Origin of the sequence: Pantoea sp. AG702, assembly GCF_003182295.1 — a bacterium.
Lineage (GTDB): Bacteria > Pseudomonadota > Gammaproteobacteria > Enterobacterales > Enterobacteriaceae > Pantoea > Pantoea ananatis.
This window is the reverse complement of the sequence record NZ_QGTU01000001.1, coordinates 249,510-267,747: the sequence shown is the minus strand read 5'-3', so window position 1 is coordinate 267,747 and position 18,238 is coordinate 249,510. Positions and strand designations below refer to the sequence as shown.

The 18,238-nt window shown below is 52.7% G+C and carries 17 protein-coding genes; 8 read left to right on the top strand and 9 right to left on the bottom strand.

Annotated features, from left to right (window positions below; genetic code table 11):
- The first annotated feature begins 14 nt into the window (after positions 1-14).
- A complete protein-coding gene (gene moeA, locus DFO57_RS01285; RefSeq protein WP_014593281.1) occupies positions 15-1,250 on the top strand; it encodes a molybdopterin molybdotransferase MoeA in 1,236 nt (411 codons plus the stop codon).
- Positions 1,251-2,009 (top strand): molybdopterin-synthase adenylyltransferase MoeB, encoded by a 759-nt coding sequence (gene moeB, locus DFO57_RS01280; RefSeq protein ID WP_110014992.1) that lies wholly within the window; start codon positions 1,251-1,253, stop codon positions 2,007-2,009.
- A gap of 145 nt (positions 2,010-2,154) precedes the next feature.
- On the opposite strand, the gene DFO57_RS01275 is transcribed toward moeB, so the two are convergent.
- From DFO57_RS01275 to mntR, 7 genes are all read right to left on the bottom strand, one after another.
- The gene (locus DFO57_RS01275; RefSeq protein WP_014606233.1) at positions 2,155-3,747 is read right to left on the bottom strand and encodes an ABC-F family ATPase; all 1,593 of its coding nucleotides are present in this window, start codon (positions 3,745-3,747) and stop codon (positions 2,155-2,157) included.
- Between the two features lie 324 nt (positions 3,748-4,071).
- The gene (locus DFO57_RS01270; protein WP_014606234.1) at positions 4,072-4,473 is read right to left on the bottom strand and encodes an H-NS family nucleoid-associated regulatory protein; all 402 of its coding nucleotides are present in this window, start codon (positions 4,471-4,473) and stop codon (positions 4,072-4,074) included.
- 698 nt (positions 4,474-5,171) lie between these two features.
- Entirely contained in the window at positions 5,172-6,698 is a 1,527-nt protein-coding gene (locus DFO57_RS01265) for an efflux transporter outer membrane subunit (RefSeq protein WP_014593279.1), read from the bottom strand.
- Between the two features lies 1 nt (position 6,699).
- On the bottom strand, positions 6,700-8,268 hold the full coding sequence (locus tag DFO57_RS01260; protein ID WP_013025177.1) for a DHA2 family efflux MFS transporter permease subunit: 1,569 nt from the start codon (positions 8,266-8,268) through the stop codon (positions 6,700-6,702).
- Positions 8,265-9,410 carry an HlyD family secretion protein gene (locus tag DFO57_RS01255; RefSeq protein ID WP_015700686.1) on the bottom strand — a complete coding sequence of 382 codons (1,146 nt, stop codon included), beginning with the start codon at positions 9,408-9,410 and terminating at the stop codon, positions 8,265-8,267. The genes DFO57_RS01260 and DFO57_RS01255 overlap by 4 nt, the downstream gene beginning before the upstream one ends.
- 142 nt (positions 9,411-9,552) lie before the next feature.
- Entirely contained in the window at positions 9,553-10,662 is a 1,110-nt protein-coding gene (locus tag DFO57_RS01250; protein ID WP_014593277.1) for an SLC13 family permease, read from the bottom strand.
- A 24-nt stretch (positions 10,663-10,686) separates the two neighbouring features.
- Complete coding sequence (gene mntR / locus DFO57_RS01245) at positions 10,687-11,145, bottom strand: manganese-binding transcriptional regulator MntR (RefSeq protein WP_013025174.1); 459 nt, start codon at positions 11,143-11,145, stop codon at positions 10,687-10,689.
- A 220-nt stretch (positions 11,146-11,365) separates the two neighbouring features.
- Here mntR and DFO57_RS01240 point away from each other — a divergent pair, with 220 nt between their 5' ends.
- Complete coding sequence (locus DFO57_RS01240) at positions 11,366-11,554, top strand: hypothetical protein (RefSeq protein ID WP_014606238.1); 189 nt, start codon at positions 11,366-11,368, stop codon at positions 11,552-11,554.
- 441 nt (positions 11,555-11,995) lie between these two features.
- On the opposite strand, the gene ompX is transcribed toward DFO57_RS01240, so the two are convergent.
- The gene (ompX, locus tag DFO57_RS01235; RefSeq protein ID WP_014606239.1) at positions 11,996-12,508 is read right to left on the bottom strand and encodes an outer membrane protein OmpX; all 513 of its coding nucleotides are present in this window, start codon (positions 12,506-12,508) and stop codon (positions 11,996-11,998) included.
- Between the two features lie 366 nt (positions 12,509-12,874).
- Here ompX and rhtA point away from each other — a divergent pair, with 366 nt between their 5' ends.
- The 5 genes from rhtA (at position 12,875) to glnQ (ending at position 17,147) form a co-directional block, all read left to right on the top strand.
- Positions 12,875-13,786, top strand: a complete 912-nt coding sequence (gene rhtA, locus DFO57_RS01230) for a threonine/homoserine exporter RhtA (protein WP_014606240.1) — start codon at positions 12,875-12,877, stop codon at positions 13,784-13,786.
- A gap of 322 nt (positions 13,787-14,108) precedes the next feature.
- Positions 14,109-14,612, top strand: coding sequence for a DNA starvation/stationary phase protection protein Dps (dps, locus tag DFO57_RS01225; protein WP_014593274.1), 504 nt, complete (start codon positions 14,109-14,111; stop codon positions 14,610-14,612).
- A 333-nt stretch (positions 14,613-14,945) separates the two neighbouring features.
- Positions 14,946-15,692, top strand: a complete 747-nt coding sequence (gene glnH / locus DFO57_RS01220; protein WP_110014991.1) for a glutamine ABC transporter substrate-binding protein GlnH — start codon at positions 14,946-14,948, stop codon at positions 15,690-15,692.
- Positions 15,693-15,768: 76 nt separating this feature from the next.
- Complete coding sequence (glnP, locus tag DFO57_RS01215; RefSeq protein WP_014593272.1) at positions 15,769-16,428, top strand: glutamine ABC transporter permease GlnP; 660 nt, start codon at positions 15,769-15,771, stop codon at positions 16,426-16,428.
- The gene (glnQ, locus tag DFO57_RS01210) at positions 16,425-17,147 is read left to right on the top strand and encodes a glutamine ABC transporter ATP-binding protein GlnQ (RefSeq protein WP_014606242.1); all 723 of its coding nucleotides are present in this window, start codon (positions 16,425-16,427) and stop codon (positions 17,145-17,147) included. Before glnP ends, glnQ begins: the two co-directional genes overlap by 4 nt.
- A gap of 35 nt (positions 17,148-17,182) precedes the next feature.
- Here glnQ and rlmF read toward each other — a convergent pair whose 3' ends face one another.
- Entirely contained in the window at positions 17,183-18,106 is a 924-nt protein-coding gene (gene rlmF, locus DFO57_RS01205) for a 23S rRNA (adenine(1618)-N(6))-methyltransferase RlmF (protein ID WP_028714970.1), read from the bottom strand.
- Between the last annotated feature and the right edge of the window lie 132 nt (positions 18,107-18,238).

The window sequence follows — 18,238 nt, the reverse complement described above, 5'->3', positions numbered from 1 at the left end:
AAGCTGAGAATAGAATGGAAAGCTTTACTGCCGGACTGATTTCCCTTGAGGACGCGCAACAAAAGATGCTGGCGTCGCTAACGCCCATCACAGACTCGCTTGAGCTGAGCCTGCCAGACGCGGCCGGGCGCATTACTGCCTGCGCGGTCACGTCACCGATCGATGTTCCCCCTTTCAACAACTCGGCGATGGATGGTTACGCCGTCAGGCTGGCTGATATTGAGAGTAACCAGCCTCTGCGGGTTGCAGGTAAAGCCTTTGCCGGGGCCCCGTTTAGCGGTGAATGGCCGGCGGGTAGCGTGATCAGAATAATGACGGGCGCCCCTGTACCTGCCGGTTGTGACGCGGTCGTTATGCAGGAGGAAACCCGTCTGCAGGATGAGAAGGTGATTATCACCGCCCCGGTCAACGCCGGACAAAATATCCGGCTGACGGGTGACGATATTCGGGCTGGCCATCAGGTGCTGGCGGCGGGCGTGCGTCTGGGTGCTGCCGAACTGCCCTTACTGGCCTCGCTGGGGATCGCGACCGTGCGGGTGCTGCGTAAACTGCGCGTCGCGATTTTTTCCACCGGCGACGAACTTCAGCCTGTGGGCCAGCCGTTAGCGGCGGGGCAAATCTATGACACCAACCGTTTTGCGATTTCGCTGATGCTGCACAAGCTGGGATGCGAGGTTATCGATCTGGGCATTATCAAAGACGATCCTGCTGCACTGCGTGCGGCCTTTACCGAAGCCGATCGCCAGGCTGATGTGGTCATCAGTACCGGCGGCGTTTCGGTGGGCGAAGCCGATTTCACCAAAACGATGCTGGAAGAACTCGGCGTGATTCGCTTCTGGAAGCTGGCGATGAAACCCGGTAAACCTTTTGCTTTTGGTCGTCTGGCGAACAGCTGGTTCTGCGGCTTACCCGGAAATCCGGTTTCTGCCGTAGTGACCTTCTATCAACTGGTGCAGCCGCTGCTGTCCACCCTGACGGGACAAACGGCTGCCGCGCTGCCGCCCCGCCAGCGGGTACGCACGGCAACCGCGTTGAAAAAATCGCCTGGCCGGCTGGATTTCCAGCGTGGCGTTCTGCGGCAAAACAGCCAGGGTGAACCAGAGGTTGTCAGCACCGGCGCGCAGGGATCCCATGTATACAGCTCTTTTTCTCAGGCCAACTGCTTTATTGTGCTGGAACGCGATCGCGGCCCTGTTGAAGCAGGTGAATGGGTGGATGTCGAACCCTTTAATACGCTGCTGGAGGGGTAAATGCTGACCGAACTGAGCCACGAAGAGATGCTGCGCTACAACCGACAGATTGTATTGCGTGGTTTTGACTTTGACGGTCAGGAACGATTAAAAGCCAGTCATGTGCTGATTGTCGGGCTGGGCGGTTTAGGCTGTGCGGCCTCGCCCTATCTGGCGGCAGCGGGCGTAGGCAATCTTACGCTAGTGGACTTTGATACGGTTTCACTTTCTAATCTGCAGCGACAGATTTTGCATTACGATGCCGATATTGGCCGCGCCAAGGTGGAATCCGCCCGGGAAACGCTGGCCGCCATTAATCCTCACTGCCAGTTACAGGCTGTGCAGGGTCAACTGGACGATGAGGCGCTCAACGCCCTGATTGCCCGGCAGCAGGTGGTGGTGGACTGCACGGACAATGTGGCGGTGCGCGAGCAAATTAACCGGTTATGCTACCAGTTGAAAGTGCCGCTGGTCTCAGGCGCGGCGATTCGTATGGAAGGCCAGCTCAGCGTATTTGACTGGCAACCCGATACGCCCTGTTATCGCTGCATCAGCCGGCTGTTTGGCGCCCAGGTTCTGAGCTGTGTGGAGGCCGGCGTAATGGCACCGCTGGTGGGCGTCGTCGGCGCCATGCAGGCGATGGAAACCCTGAAGCTGCTGACGCACTTCGGCTCACCGGCGCGCTCGCGTTTGCTGATGTACGATGCGCTGAGCGCGGAGTTCCGTACCCTGAAGGTCGCGCAGGATCCCCATTGTGAAGTCTGCGGTCATCATGATTGAGCCGTTAATTGATAGGGTTCATGCGTAAAGCGGAGGGGGCTGCAGGTCAGGTAAAGAAAGGACTTTAAGCCGGATCGTCGCAGGCAATCCACCCTGACGCACAGACCCAAACGATAACGGGGTAGCCATCGCTACCCCGTTCTTGTTAGACGATGCCCTGGCTGCGCAGGTAATCTTCGTAATTACCGGTGAAGTCCACAATGCGATCGGCTTTGATTTCCATCACTCGCGTCGCCAGTGAACTGACGAACTCACGGTCATGAGATACAAAAATCAGCGTACCTTCATACATTTCCAGCGCCATGTTTAATGACTCAATGGATTCCATATCAAGGTGGTTTGTCGGCTCATCCATAATCAGGATGTTGGGCTTTTCCATCATCAGCTTGCCAAACAGCATCCGACCTTTTTCCCCACCGGACAGCACCTTAGCCGGTTTTTTAATATCGTCCTGTGAAAACAGGAGGCGGCCAAGAATCCCACGCACGGCCTGTTCATCATCGCCCTGCTGTTTCCACTGGCTCATCCAGTCAAATACCGTCAGGTCGTTAGCAAAATCGTCTGCATGATCCTGGGCATAATAACCAATCTTCGCGTTTTCAGACCATTTAACGCTGCCGCTTTCCGGCGTCAGTTCACCGACCAGCGTTTTTAACAGTGTGGATTTACCAATACCGTTAGCGCCGAGGATCGCCAGCTTTTCGCCCACTTCCAGCAACAGATTTAAATTTTTAAACAGCGGACCGTTATCAAACCCTTTCGTCAACGCTTCGACTTCCAGCGCATTACGGAACAGTTTCTTATCCTGTTCGAATCGAATATACGGGTTCTGACGACTGGAGGCTTTTACCTCTTCCAGCTTTATTTTGTCCATCTGTTTCGCACGCGATGTCGCCTGACGTGATTTAGAGGCATTAGCACTAAAACGGCTGACAAAGGATTGCAGATCGGCAATTTGTGCTTTTTTCTTGGCGTTATCGGATAACAGTCGCTCACGCGCCTGGGTGGCAGCGGTCATATATTCATCATAATTACCAGAATAAACACGCAGTTCGCCGTAGTCCAAATCAGCCATGTGGGTACAGACCATATTGAGGAAGTGACGGTCGTGCGAAATGATAATCATGGTGCTGTCGCGTTCGTTGAGGACCTGCTCCAGCCAGCGAATAGTATCGATATCCAGGTTGTTAGTCGGTTCGTCCAGCAGCAAAATATCCGGGTTGGAAAACAATGCCTGAGCCAGGAGAACACGTAATTTAAAACCCGGGGCAATTTCGCTCATTGGGCCATAATGCTGCTCTACCGGAATACCGACGCCCAGTAATAATTCACCGGCGCGCGGTTCAGCGCTGTAGCCATCCATTTCACCATACAGCACTTCAAGGTCGGCCACTTTGTAGCCTTCCTCTTCTGTCATTTCAGGTAAGGAATAAATACGGTCACGTTCCTGCTTCACTTCCCATAATTCATGGTGCCCCATGATGACCGTATCTAACACGCTATATTCTTCGAAGGCGAACTGATCCTGACGTAATTTACCAATACGTTCATTAGGATCATAAGAGACATTGCCGCCTGATGGCACCAAATCGCCACCCAAAATCTTCATGAAGGTGGATTTTCCGCTGCCGTTCGCACCGATTAAACCGTAACGATTACCGCCGCCAAATTTTACGGAGATATTTTCGAACAGTGGCTTGCTGCCAAACTGCATGGTGATATTGCTGCTAACTAACACGGCGTTGACCTTAGTGAAGAGAGTGGATGGAAAAACGGCGGCTATTATGCCAGATGTGACGTAGCGCACGCCAGTCTCCGGCAAGGATTGCCTGAGTGTCCCTTGAAAACGCGCAACTTTTAATTATCGTCCTGCACGGTTTCCTGCAGCTGGCGCGCAGGTCGCATCGGGTTGCCACGCATGCCACAGACGTTTCCGTCAGGCACGACGGGATTTAATTAACGGGTGGAGATCGTAAACAGGGAAACGGCACGCAGGGTTTTTTAAATAAAAAAAGCCGGGAACATAAATGCACCCGGCTACCGCTTACAAGGATTGTGTCGATTAATCGATCAGGAAACTGTCCAGGCTTTTACCTTCATCCAGCGCTTTTTTAATAGCTGCTGGGGTGCGGCCCTGGCCGGTCCATGATTTTTTCTCGCCGTTTTCGTCGGTGTAAGAATATTTAGCCGGACGTGGCGCACGCTTAGTGCGTTTTTTACCCTGCTCCAGGGCACCTAATAATTCATTAGGATCGATGCCGTCAGCCAGCAACATTTCGCGATATTTAGATAACTTCTCTTCTTTTTCACGATTCTGCTGCTCTTCAGCGTGAGCTTCTTCACGGCGTTCAGTCACAACGACGGTCAATTTCTCAAGAATCTCTTCCAGATCGCTCAGTGGCAGTTCACGAGCCTGGGCACGTAATGTGCGAATGTTGTTTAGAACTTTAAATGCGTCACTCATCACAATATCCTTGATTAAGGGGGTTTAATTAAACTGTAGCGATAAGACTACCTAATTCAAATAAAAAAATAAATTAATTTATTACTACAGATAATTCCGAGTGTTTTTTTAAATGGCCGTGAAGTATTCAGAATCCTTATGTGGAGAGATTATTAACCACGAATTAACACTAAACGCCTGCTATCCTTGCACAATGTAAACGATTTCATTGATTACGCACGCTGCATGAATCCACCCCAAAACTTTATAACGTTCCGGTCGATTATTTTATCGTCTTTAAAGAATTTGCATTAAATTCGCTGCCTTCCCGTCTGTTTTTCTCACCACGGCCGCTCTGCCGCTCACAAAATTAACCTGCATATAACGGCAAATTTATCCGGTTACCCGGGACAATATCGGGATGCTTTTTTATCATTCCGGCGTTTGTATCGCGCGTTCCTGCGTTTCTCTGACGTAAAAAAATACGCGCGCGTTTACAGACCCGGTGAGTGCTACTTCGGCGAGGACGTGATTCCTTCTCTTAACGTCGGGCGTAAAAGATAAATAGCGGAGCGTCGTTGGGCGGCGAGTTCGACAGAGTAACATGAGGCGTTTGATGATTTTTATTTGACGATAAAAAGCATAAATAATAAATCATGGGTATCAGTAGAGCGGATTGTCAGGCCGCGCCCTTTTAACAGGGGGCACGGCCTGAACGCTTAGTTCACCTGCGTGGCGGGACCAAATACATCGTACTGCGGCAACTGCACGTTCTGGTAGGTCTCCCAGCCGCCCCCTAAGGCTTTATACAGGGCGACGAGATCCAGCCCGCTTTGCATGCGCGCCTGGGTCGCCTGTTCCCGGGCCTGCGCCAGCTGGCGCTGTGCATCCAGCACCTCAAGGAAAGTGGATAATCCCTGACGATAACTGTCACTGGCCAGATCGAAGGTACGCTGCAGCGCGCCAGTCGTTTCATCCAGTGCCGTTACCCGTTGCTGATCGGCACGGTAACTGACCAGGGCATTTTCCACATCCTGCAGGGCAGTCAGCACCGTCTGACGATAGTTAAGTGCCGCGCTGGCCTGTTGCGCCCGCGCCAGCCTGACGCTGGAAACCAGCCTTCCTCCCTGGAAGATGGGAATAGATAACGACGGTCCCACGCTGTAGAAATGACTGCTCCAGTTATCAAGATAGCTGACGTCAGTGTTACGCACGCCCAACTGACCGGTCAGCGACAGGCTGGGGAACAGCTGCGCAACAGACACGCCAATCTCGGCGGTCTGTGCATGCAGTGTGGCTTCTGCCTGACGAATATCCGGACGACGTCGCGCCAGTGTGGAAGGAATGCCCACAGAAACAAACGCAGGCAGTGCAGGCAGCGCTTTCGGCTCGCTTAACTCGGCATCCAGCGCGCCCGGCGTTTTGCCCAACAGCACGGCCAGCCCGTTCATCGCCTGGCGCGTTTGTGCCTGATACTGCGGCAACTGCGCCTGCAGACTGCTTAACTGCGCGCGGGCATTTTCGACATTCGTGACTGGCGCTAAGCCGTTGCGCTGTTGGCTTTCCGTCAGTTGCCAGGTCTGATCCGCCACCGCAATCTGTTGTTGTAACGTTTTTACCGTTGCCTGCGCGCCACGCAGCTGTAACCACGCGCGCACCACTTCGGCCTCAAGCGACACCAGCGCGTCGTTGCGCTGCTCAATCGCCGCCTGCTGTTGGGCATTCGCTGACTCGATCTGGCGGCGCACCTTGCCCCACAGATCCAGTTCCCAACTGGCATCGAAACTGCCCTGATACAGCGTGACGGGCTGTGTCAGGCCGTTCAGCTGGCTGGCGACATTACTGTCGAGCTGGTCGGCACCGTTGGCTTTCAGTAGCCCTTCCAGGCCAAGCTGCTGACGGGTGACTTTGGCTGAACCGTTAAGGCTGGGAAACAACCCGCCCTGCGCCTGAGATAACTGCTCGCGCGCCCCGGCAATGCGCAATACTGCCTGTTGTAATGAGAGGTTACCTTCGATGGCGCGCGCAATCAGGCTATCGAGCTGAGGATCCCCGAAATTGCGCCACCAGCGCGAATCCACCGCTGACGTTTGCGGCCTTGAGGTTTCCTGTGAATCCAGCGCGTGATAGCTGCCCGGGAGCTGGGGCTTTGGCGCCTGGTAGTCCGGGCCAACGCTGCAGCCCGTCAGGGCGAACAACAGCATCAGGTTGAGTGGATTCAGGCGATGCGTAGTCATAACTTTCATGTCAGTGTGCTCCTGCACTGCCTTCGCTCTTGACAGGCGACAGCAGCCAACAAAATGGAATCAAAATCAGGGCAACGATACTCAAGCCTGAAAAGACGTCGATATAAGCCAGAATGCGGGACTGGACAATCATCTCTTTGTAGAGCTGACCCGTTGCCAACGTAACGGGATCGCCCACCGCAGAAGTGAAGTCGCGAATCGCCTGTGCCCAGTGCTGAACGGTGATGTTGAACTGTTCGTTCAGCGGCGTCATGTTGTGCACCATATGGGCCGAACGCGCCTGCTCCCGTTCAGTAATCGCCGCGGTGGACAACGAGATACCAATCGAACCCGCTACGTTACGGAACATGGTGAACAGGGCTGAGGCGTCCGCATTCAGGCGCTGGGGAATCGTAATAAAGGCAATGGTAGTCAGCGGCACGAACAGGAAGCCCAGGCCAATTGACTGCGCACTGCGCATCATGACCAGCGTAGTGAAATCGACATCAGGCGTTAAGGACGCCGAATAGAAGAAGGCCAGCGCCAGGCAGCTAAAACCAAAGGCAATAATGTAGCGGGTCTGCACCACCGGCATCAGTTTCAAGACCAGCGGGATGGTCAAGACGATCAACACCGCGCCGGGAGACAGCACCAGTCCCGACCAGGTCGCCGTGTAACCGAGATCCTGCTGCGCCAGCTGGGGCAGAACCACCGAGCTGCCGTAAAGTATCATCGCCATGCCGGCCATTAATAAACCGGCGACCCAGAAATTGCGATCTTTCATGACCAGAATGTCAACGACCGGTTTACGGGCATACATCAGCCAGTAAATGGCCCCCACGATCCCGACCAGCGCCAGCACGGCAAACAGGACGATAAAATGCGAGGCGAACCAGTCTTCATCCTCGCCACGATCCAGCATGACCTGCAAACATCCCAGGCCGAGCGTAATCAGGCTGATGCCGATATAGTCGATCTTGAGTTTGCCCTTGGCCCATTTACGCTCCCACGGCGGATCTTCCAGCAAGGGTAAAATGGCCATGATGGTCAGCACGCCGACCGGGATATTAATAAAGAATACCCAGCGCCAGCTGTAATTATCGGTGATCCAGCCACCCAGCGTCGGGCCAATAACCGGCGCAACGATAATCGCGATGGAAGAAAGGCCAAACGCTTTGCCCCGATCTTCGGGTTTGAAATAGTCGAGCAGCACCGACTGTTGTACCGGCTGCAGCCCGCCGCCAAAAAAGCCCTGCAGGACGCGAAACAGAATAATTTGCCAGAGTTCCGTGGCAATACCGCACAGGAAGGAGCAGATGGTAAACATCACAATGCAGATTAAAAAAAACTGTTTGCGGCCAAACAGACGGCTGAAAAAGGCAGAGATGGGCAACACGATACCGTTCGCTACCAGATACGACGTCAATACCCAGGTTGATTCATCGTAACTGGAAGAGAGTGAACCCGCGATGTGCGGCAGGGCCACGTTAACGATGGTGGTATCCAGGATTTCCATAAATACCGCCAGCGTGACCGTAATGGCCACTAGCCAGGGGTTACTGGCGGGTTTCCAGCTCTGCGATTCGCTCATTCCACGGTTACCTTCGGTTCAACCGATAATCCCAGTGGCAGCGGTCGGTTTGGATCCAGCCCTTTATCAATCACGATTTTCACCGGAACACGCTGGACAATTTTCACGTAGTTACCCGTGGCATTCTCAGACGGGAAGGTGGAGAAACGCGATCCTGTGCCCATCTGAATACTGTCGACATGCCCTTCCAGCTTCATGTCTGGCCAGGCGTCTACGCTGATTGCCACTTTGTCGCCGGGATTCATTCGCTCAAGCTGAGACTCTTTAAAGTTTGCGGTGATCCAGATGTCCGGAGAAACCAGCGAGAACAGAGCACTTCCCGCCTGGACCAGCGTGCCCATCTGGACATTGCGCTTCGTGACAAAGCCATCGTAAGGCGCACGAACCTGAGTGTAAGAGAGATTCAGCTCAGCCACGTTGAGCTGCGCTTTGGCCTGCTCAACCTGCTCCTGACGCGCTTCAACATTGGTTTCCTGCTGACGAATTTGCAGGGCAACCTGCGAGGCCACTTCCACCTGGGCTTTGGCACTTTGCAGCTGTGCCTGCGCAGAACGGAGCTGTGCAGATGCCGAGTCGATGTTTCGCTGACTGGTGGCACGCGGATCGACGCCACGCTGGCGCCGGTAGTCCGCCTGGGCGTTCATGTAGTTGGCTTCGGCTTTCGCCTGGTCGGCCAGCGCCTGATCGCGCTGGGCCGGATACTGAACACGAGAGAGCGCTAACTGCGCCTGTGCCTGATGCAGCTGTGCCGTGGCCAGACCCAACTGGGCTTTAGCCTGAGCACGCTGGGCCTCATTGTCACTCGGATCGATTTCAACCAGCAGATCGCCCTTCCTGACGCGTTGGTTATCGTTAACCAGCAGTTTAACAACATAGCCGGACGCTTTTGCGGCAATGGTGACCGCATTGCCTTCGGTAAAGGCGTCGTCAGTGGTTTCTTCGTTACGGGTCGTAAACCAGAAGAAAAAGGCCACGATTAGCATGACCACCACGACAACGGCCAGGATGATTAACGGTTTTTTGCCGGGGCGTTTGCGCGGCTTTTCATCGTCATGATCCTGATTGTCATGTGGCTGGCTGTTTTTATCTGGCGCGTTTTCTGCGTCTTCCTGATGTGAATCGCGGTTGTTGTTCTCGCTCATAGTGTCCGTCGCTGGCTAAGGCCCTCTGTCCTGGGCGTAGAAAGTCCACTAAACATTAGATCGAAAACTGACAAAATCCAGTACAACTTTACGTAACTTGAGAAAGGCAGCACATCCTGCACCGCGGCAGGATGTGTCTGAGTCAGGCGACCAGTTTCAGCAACAGCCAACCCGTGAGCATTGACCAGGCGAGTAAGGGCACGGAGAAGAGATGAAAACGCCACCAGATGGCGCGATCTTTGGCCATTCGTAGCGCAATAAGGTTAGCGAGCGAACCGGGAAGCAAACCAAAGCCACCAATATTGACCGCCCAGGCAAGCACTTCTGTCGGCTGCACTTTTTGCAGTAGCAGGATGGTGGCCGGCACATTACTGATGACCTGGGACAGACCGATGGCCAGCAGATAAAGCTCGCCTTTGCCCAGATGCGTAATGGCATCGAAATGCGCCTGAACGACCGGTAAACGCGTCAGCAAGAAGACATCCAGGAACATCACGATGAAGACCACCAGCAGGCTCCAGTCGATATTGAGCAAGACCTGACGCGCCATAATCAGGAAACACACCATAATCAGCAACAGGGCCCAACCGGTCACATGCCATTCCAGCGCGGCAATAAAAAGCAGATACAGCACGACACTGACGGCAAAAAGGGGTTTCTGCCAGCTGTGCTCTTCGCTGGTCTCGTGCTTGTCAATCGTGCGTTTGGCAAAGCTGAACCAGGTCACCACCATCAGGCTCAGCAGCAGCCAGGCGGCCAGCGGCGTCATTTGCAAGATAAAACCGCCCACGCTCAAAGAGCCGTGGCTCCACAGCAAAATATTTTGTGGATTGCCCACCGGGGTGAGTAGCGAACCGGCATTGACCGCCAGCGCTTCAAAGATAATCAGGCGCGAGATAGGTAAATGCGAAAATTTGCGTAACGTCAGCGTCAGCGGCACCAAAATAAACAGCGCCACATCGTTGGTTAAGAAGGTCGACAGCAGCGCCGCCGCCAGCACCATAAAGAGTGCCAGCGTGCGTTCGTGTTTGAAGCGCGCAATTAACCTGGCCCCGAGAACATCAAAATACCCGCTGGTTTCTAACCCTTTTGTGAGGATAAGTAATCCACTCAGGGTAATGATGGTATGCCAGTCCACCGCGGCGGGAAGATCCGGCCAGCGATAGTCAGCAAGAAACAGCAGAACAACCCCAACAACGACTAACAAGTGCAATATATGGTCATGCAAAAATGAGCGAAGCACGATGGGCATGATGTCCGGCGCCTTACCTGAGGGTTAATTGTTTTCGTAAAATTTCTGGAATACAGCCAGGGTTTCATCACTCACGTGATGTTCAATGCCTTCTGAATCGCGCCGTGCCGTCTCCGGACTGATGCCAAGCGCTAACAGAAAGGTTTCAACAATATGATGGCGGGCGCGGCTCTCTTCAGCCAGCTTTTCGCCTTCACGTGTCAAAAAGACACCACGATAAGGGACCTGCTCTACCAGCCCGGCGGTACCTAATCGCTTTAACATTTTTGCGACGGTGGGTTGCGAAACCCCCAGGCGCGCCGCCATATCGACCTGACGTGCTTCACCAAATTCACCAATTAAATCAGAGATTAGCTCAACATAATCATCAATCAGCTCACGGCGATGCGCCTCGCGCACCTGCCGAAACCCTTCGACATGCTCTTCAATATCTTTTAGTGGTCCTTGCGGGGCAGAAACCACGCTTTTGGCACGACGACTCATTCAGCTTCCTCTTTATTTTTTTCCACACCAGCCCTGCCGTATGGATTTAGCTGCGCTCATTGTAAACCAGGCGCAAATAAGCTCAAATTTTTCGTCGTTAGCCTTGGCTAAACGATATAGCCAATGCTATATTTGTTGATAATGTAAACAGAGTGGTGCATTAAAGCACGATTAGGCCAGTCTGCTTACCGTTGCGTTAAATTAATTGGGAGGTGATGTTATGAGCACCCTGAAAAGCTGCATCGACTGCGGCAAATGCTTTCAGGCAGAAAAATCTACATCAGGTATGAAATCCTGGTGGTGCCTGCTGACGCGTTCCCCTTTTACGCTGCGCCTGATGTTGATCAACAAACTCCTGGGTCACGAACCTGAAGAACGCCACTGCCAGAAACTGATCTGGCGCGGCTAATCGTTGATAACGCCTTCTGGCTGCGAGCCTGAAGGTGCTATCTTCCGGCTGCTCGCCCTTTTTTTTCGCTGTCTGGCTGTGCCATTCGCGCACGATTTGCCTTTTGCTGTCGCCCGTTTGCACACCTCCAGCGCTTCTCACTTTTGCATCACCCTGTCTGTGGCAATCCCACGTTTATTTTGCAACCCACGACCACGTGGCTGTCTCCGGCATCGCCTGGCGGATCGCTTTTTTCATTGTACAGCCGTCGTTTTCAGCACGAGCAAGCCGGTAAGCTCAGAGGGAGACAGGCTGCGGCGCCGCATCCGGCAGGGAGTCAGGGTAATGGACGATATTGGGAAGGCGTGAAGGCCAGGCTGACGCTCTCTGGCGGGCTGTTTTTTTGTCACCAATAAAAACGGCCCTTAACAGGGCCGTTTTTTTAAACTCGACTAAGATCACTTAGAAGCTGTAACCTACGCCAGCAATCCAGGTGCCAACGTCAACGCTACGGATGCGGCTCTGCTCATAGCCCACGTCCAGTGCAACGTTTTCCATTGGGTTGAACTGCATACCTGCGCCGTAAGAGAAACCGTAATCGCTGGTATCAGTTTTGCCGCGTGAAGCAGTGTCGTTCTGCTGGTATTTACCGTAGCCAACACCGACTACACCATAGATGCTTGCCCAGTCATTCAGACGGAATGCTGGACCACCGGTGATGCCGTAGTACTGGCCTTTATTGTAAATGCCATCTTCGGTACGATCTTTCTCGGTGTAGGTGAATGAGCCGATCCAACCCAGTGGGTTAGAACCGTCTTCATAACGATATTTCAGGTTGAAGCCGTTTGCTTTGTTAGCAACGCCCTGGTAGTCGCTCTGTGCGTAGCCACCGGTTACAGTGCTTTGTGCCATGGCGGAACCTGTCGCTACTGCTAACACACAGGCTAATGCTGAAAGACATGCAATTTTTTTCATAACCACCTCAAATGTGAAAGTACTTCTCTCCTGACAACGCTAAAAATATAACAAAAATTAGCGAGAAACTCTGCCCGCATTTTGTTGTCTAACACATAGTTTGGTGTAACAGGAAGTTAATGAAGTTTCGTATGTCATTCTTTTTTCTTATAAAATACGTCATATGATTGCAACAAACCTGCTTAATAAATTTTCATGCTTTAAGTTAATTCCTAAAAAATCCTGACATTAATTTACTTTTGCAGCCGCAAATGTGCCTAAAATCCAGGCAAACAGACAAAATTAAAATCGCTTTACGTCCTCTTTTTGACCGCCACTTCCATTACACTGGTCATCTTTAGCTCATGTTTGGGAAGTGCCTACAGGATGTCAGCCACCTCATTAAAGTCCATTACACCCGTTTTTATTCCCGTTATTGTTCTGCTTGTCTCAATGTTGTCACTTCAGGGCGGTGCCTCGCTGGCGAAAACCCTGTTTCCCACCGTGGGCGCAACCGGCATTACTGCGCTGCGTCTGGGATTTGGCACCCTGATCCTGTGCATTATTTTCAAACCCTGGCGACTGCGTTTTAGCCGGGAACAACGTACGCCACTGCTGATTTATGGTTTGTCACTGGGCGCGATGAACTTCTTGTTCTACCTCTCCATCCGTACCGTGCCCTTAGGCATTGCGGTGGGCCTGGAGTTTGTCGGTCCACTGACGCTGGCGCTGCTCGGTTCGCGCCGCGCGCTGGACTTTGTCTGGGTCCTGCTTGCCGTGGCAGGGCTGTGGTTCCTGCTGCCGTTTAGCACCGGCATTGCCTCGGTGGATCCGGTCGGCGCGCTGTTCGCGCTGGGTGCCGGCGCCTGTTGGGCGATATATATCTTATCGGGCCAGCGCGCAGGGGCAGAACATGGTGCTGCGACCGTGGCCATCGGATCGCTTATTGCCTCGCTGGTTTTTGTTCCCGTGGGTCTGACGTTTGCCGCCAGTGGCATCTGGCAGTGGAGCGTGGTTCCCGTCGCGATTCTGGTGGCGTTTCTTTCTACAGCACTGCCCTACTCGCTGGAAATGGTGGCATTAACGCGCTTGCCGGCGCGCATCTTTGGCACATTGATGAGCCTTGAGCCTGCAGTGGCAGCTCTGTCGGGGATGATGTATCTGCATGAAAGCCTTTCGGGTAAGCAATGTCTGGCGTTGCTGGCCATCATTCTGGCTTCCGCAGGCGCCACCCTGACGATGCGTCCAAGAAAGAGTCAGTTAAATGAAGTTGAATTGACCGACAACGCAAAAAAATAATCCGCTTTAGCCTGTTGAAAAACAGGCTAAATAACAATAAAAATCATCTTGATAATTATTTCATTAGAAATGTCATTGAAAATTAATATTTTGAAACACACAAAACCTCTTTCCAGAACTCCCACCTAACCAACTGATTTTTATTACCTTTAAAGCGCTGTTAAATTTAACATATTATTAACTCTTTCGGTGTTTACGTCGTTAGAGCTAAGGCAGATGCTATTTCAGCCATTGATAAGGCCAATCCTGCAAACCCCGGAATCGCTGCTATACTTAGTTTCGTACTTGATTAGGACAACCATTGAATGAGAGGACTGAAACAATGAGTACCGCTAAACTGGTTAAAACAAAATCTTCTGATCTACTTTACACCCGTAATGATGTGGCAGATGACGAAAAGAGAGCCACCATTGAGGTGCTCAACCGCCTGGTAGTGGAGTTCATTGATCTGTCGTTGATCACCAAGCAAGCCCACTGGAACATGCGTGGTGCAAACTTCATCGGCGTGCATGAGATGCTGGATGGCTTCCGCACCGCGATTACCGATCACCAGGATACTATCGCAGAACGTGTTGTGCAGTTGGGCGGTGTGGCACTGGGTACCACCCAAGTTGTGAACGACAAAACGCCGCTGAAAAGCTATCCGTTAAATATTCACAGCGTACAAGATCATCTGAAAGCGCTGGCCGATCGTTACGGCATTGTCGCTAACGATACGCGTAAAGCGATTTCGGAAGTTAAAGACGAAGATACTGCAGATATTTTCACTGCCGCCTCGCGTGACCTTGATAAATTCCTGTGGTTTATCGAATCCAATATCGAATAATGCCAGACACTGAGGTGTCAACAGGCGGGGAAACCCGCCTTTTTTACGTCTGTGTAATTATAATTTTATGACTTTGTTAACAGTTCTTACTTCCTGCCCTTCCTGTTTTTCCCGTCTGATGCACACTACCTCTGCACCACCGCAGCACACCGCACCAACACAGAGCACCAAAACAGTGCACACCGTTTGACCTGTGCAGAATCGTGTCAGCGATTGTGTCTCAGGCGGTGAATTCTGCGGTTTTTGCAAAGTTGGCATAATTTTTTCATATGATAGCCCGCAAACGATAGCTCGCAAACCTGGCTTTGAGCCCGGTCGTAAAAAGGAAAAATAATGAAATCGCTGTTTAACGTCTCTGTGGCCGCCCTGGCGCTGGCCTTCTCTCTCTCCGCTACCGCAGCTGAAAAGAAACTGATTGTCGCCACTGATACCGCCTTTGTCCCGTTTGAATTTAAACAGGGTGATAAGTACGTTGGGTTTGATGTGGATTTGTGGGACGCCATCGTCAAAGAATTAAAACTGGATTACACCCTGAAGCCAATGGATTTCAGTGGCATCATCCCTGCACTGCAAACGCGCAACGTTGACCTGGCCTTAGCCGGTATCACCATTACGGATGAACGTAAAAAAGCGATCGAATTTTCTGATGGCTATTACAAAAGTGGTCTGCTGGTGATGGTGCGTAATAACGAAAACGACATCAAAAGCATCAATGACCTGAACGGCAAAGTGGTCGCGGTGAAGAGCGGAACCGGCTCGGTGGATTACGCCAAGAGCCACATTAAAACCAAAGATCTGCGTCAGTTCCCTAACATCGATAACGCCTATATGGAACTCGGCACCAACCGTGCTGACGCCGTGCTGCACGATACGCCAAACATCCTCTACTTTATTAATACTGCGGGCAAAGGCCGCTTTAAAGCAGTCGGTGATTCCATTGAAGCACAACAGTACGGTATTGCCTTCCCGAAAGGCAGTGACGACCTGCGTGAAAAAGTGAATGGCGCCCTGAAAACGCTTAAAGAGAACGGTACGTATAACCAGCTCTACAAAAAATGGTTCGGCACCGATCCTAAATAATAACTGAAACGGTTTTACTTTTTTCAGCAGGGAAGATTTCCCTGCTTTTTTCCATCGCAACAACTGGAGTTTCACCATGGAGTTTGACTGGAGCGTCATTTGGCCAGCCATGCCCGCGCTGCTCGAAGGCGCAAAAATGACCTTAATTATTTCCATTATCGGCCTGGTGGGCGGTTTGATCATCGGGCTGGTCGCGGGTTTTGCGCGCGCTTACGGCGGCTGGATAAGCAATCATATTGCCCTGGTTTTTATTGAAATCATTCGTGGCACGCCTATCGTTGTGCAGGTCATGTTTATCTATTTCGCCCTGCCAATGGCTTTCCCGGATTTACGTATCGATCCTTTCACCGCTGCCGTGGTGACCATTATGATCAACTCGGGCGCTTATATTGCGGAAATCACGCGCGGCGCCGTGCTGTCAATTAATAAAGGTTTTCGCGAAGCCGGCCTGGCGCTGGGCCTGTCGAGCCGTGAAACCCTGCGCTATGTGATTATGCCGTTAGCGCTGCGCCGTATGCTCCCTCCGCTTGGTAACCAGTGGATCGTCAGTATCAAAGATACCTCTCTGTTTATCGTGATTGGCGTGGCCGAACTGACGCGTCAGGGCCAGGAAATTATTGCCGGTAACTTTCGCGCGCTGGAAATCTGGAGTGCGGTAGCGATTATCTATCTTGTGATTACGTTGGTGTTGAGCTTTGTGCTGCGCCGCATTGAGAAAAGGGTGAAAATCCTGTGATTGAATTTAAAGACGTCTCAAAGCATTTTGGCAAAACCCAGGTGCTACACAATATCGACCTGAAAATTAAGCAGGGAGAAGTGGTGGTAATTATTGGCCCATCCGGCTCCGGTAAATCCACACTGCTGCGCTGTATTAACAAGCTGGAAGAGATCACCAGCGGTGAGCTGATTGTCGATGGATTGAAAGTTAACGATCCGAAAGTCGACGATCGCCTGATTCGTCAGGAAGCGGGCATGGTGTTCCAGCAGTTTCACCTTTTCCCGCAGATGAGCGCCCTGGATAACGTGGCTTTTGGTCCGATTCGGGTACGGGGTGCCAGCAAAGAAGAGGCTCGTCAACTGGCGCAAAGCCTGCTGGCTAAAGTGGGCCTGGCCGAACGCGCCGGTCACTTTCCCTCTGAGCTGTCCGGCGGCCAGCAGCAGCGTGTCGCGATTGCCCGCGCGCTGGCGGTTAAGCCCAAGATGATGCTTTTCGATGAGCCGACCTCTGCGCTGGACCCGGAACTCCGTCATGAAGTCTTGAAGGTGATGCAGGATCTGGCTGAAGAAGGCATGACGATGGTCATCGTCACCCATGAAGTCGGCTTTGCACAGAAAGTCGCATCGAGGCTGATCTTTATTGATAAAGGTCGCATTGCCGAAGACGGCGATCCTGACACGCTGATCAGCCATCCGCCAAGTGAACGTCTGCGCGAATTTTTACAGCACGTCTCCTGAGTGATTAACACAGCAGCCCATAACGGGCTGCTGTCTCATCGTGACAGACGCTGTGCGCGTTGGGCGGCGGACATAAAGCTCCACGCCAGAAAACGGCTCTGCTTCTGCCCCTGCGCCATATTGACGACCCGGACCACCGCGGTATCCAGTGCCTGTAACTGTTTTTCCAGCGCAGGCAAATGCTCTTTTCGCGATACCAGTGAGGTAAACCACACCACCTGACTTGCCAGGCCAGCGCTTTCCGCAATCATTTTCCCCACAAACGCTTTTTCACCGCCTTCGCACCAGAGCTCATTATGCTGACCGCCAAAGTTGAGCGGCGCCGACTGCTGTAAGCCCAGATTCCGTGATTTACGCTGTGAACCCGCCGCCGCCTCTGCAGCCGACGCATGAAATGGCGGATTGCAGATGACCGCATGGAAAAACGCACCTTTATTCACAACGCCGTTCAGCACCGCCTGAGGATTTTTTTGCCGACGTAAGCGGATCAGACGCGACATACCGGCGTTGGCGGCGACAATTTTACCTGCGGCTTTCAGGGCAGCGTCGTCGATTTCGGTTCCGGTGAAACGCCAGCCGTATTCTGCGGCTCCAATCAGGGGATAAATGCAGTTTGCCCCGCAGCCAATATCCAGCACGTCGGCCGAGGGAACCCTGCCCTGATTATCCAGCGCCAGGAGATCCGCCAGATAATGCAGGTAGTCGGCGCGCCCCGGCACGGGCGGACACAGCGATCCCGGCGCCAGCTGCCAGTCGAGTCCGTAGAAGAGTTTAAGCAGCGCCTGGTTAAGCAGCATCACGGCCTCGGGATCGGCAAAATCAACCGACATGACGCCATAACCATTGGGCCGGACCTTTGCTGCCAGCGGTGGATGCGCCGCCGTGAGGGCAGCAAAATCATATTCACCCTGATGGCGGTTTCGGGCGTGGAAAAGCGACGGGCTGGCAGACTTTTTCATACTTTCTCTCATGTTTTCAGGCGCGCGTACAATACGCTGTGACTGGCAGAAAATAAACAGCATTCTCGGCTGAAAGCAGACTTTATGGCGGGCAAGCCAGGTGACGTTATGCAGGCGAACCGCAGTTTAGGG

Coding starts and splice junctions, on each gene's coding strand:
- glnP (WP_014593272.1), top strand. CDS start 15,769: ATGGAGTTTGACTGGAGCGTCATTTGGCCAGCCATGCCCGCGCTGCTC.
- glnH (WP_110014991.1), top strand. CDS start 14,946: ATGAAATCGCTGTTTAACGTCTCTGTGGCCGCCCTGGCGCTGGCCTTC.
- dps (WP_014593274.1), top strand. CDS start 14,109: ATGAGTACCGCTAAACTGGTTAAAACAAAATCTTCTGATCTACTTTAC.
- moeA (WP_014593281.1), top strand. CDS start 15: ATGGAAAGCTTTACTGCCGGACTGATTTCCCTTGAGGACGCGCAACAA.
- rhtA (WP_014606240.1), top strand. CDS start 12,875: ATGTCAGCCACCTCATTAAAGTCCATTACACCCGTTTTTATTCCCGTT.
- DFO57_RS01270 (WP_014606234.1), bottom strand. CDS start 4,473: ATGAGTGACGCATTTAAAGTTCTAAACAACATTCGCACATTACGTGCC.
- rlmF (WP_028714970.1), bottom strand. CDS start 18,106: ATGAAAAAGTCTGCCAGCCCGTCGCTTTTCCACGCCCGAAACCGCCAT.
- mntR (WP_013025174.1), bottom strand. CDS start 11,145: ATGAGTCGTCGTGCCAAAAGCGTGGTTTCTGCCCCGCAAGGACCACTA.
- DFO57_RS01255 (WP_015700686.1), bottom strand. CDS start 9,410: ATGAGCGAGAACAACAACCGCGATTCACATCAGGAAGACGCAGAAAAC.
- moeB (WP_110014992.1), top strand. CDS start 1,251: ATGCTGACCGAACTGAGCCACGAAGAGATGCTGCGCTACAACCGACAG.
- DFO57_RS01260 (WP_013025177.1), bottom strand. CDS start 8,268: ATGAGCGAATCGCAGAGCTGGAAACCCGCCAGTAACCCCTGGCTAGTG.
- DFO57_RS01265 (WP_014593279.1), bottom strand. CDS start 6,698: ATGAAAGTTATGACTACGCATCGCCTGAATCCACTCAACCTGATGCTG.
- DFO57_RS01250 (WP_014593277.1), bottom strand. CDS start 10,662: ATGCCCATCGTGCTTCGCTCATTTTTGCATGACCATATATTGCACTTG.
- DFO57_RS01240 (WP_014606238.1), top strand. CDS start 11,366: ATGAGCACCCTGAAAAGCTGCATCGACTGCGGCAAATGCTTTCAGGCA.
- ompX (WP_014606239.1), bottom strand. CDS start 12,508: ATGAAAAAAATTGCATGTCTTTCAGCATTAGCCTGTGTGTTAGCAGTA.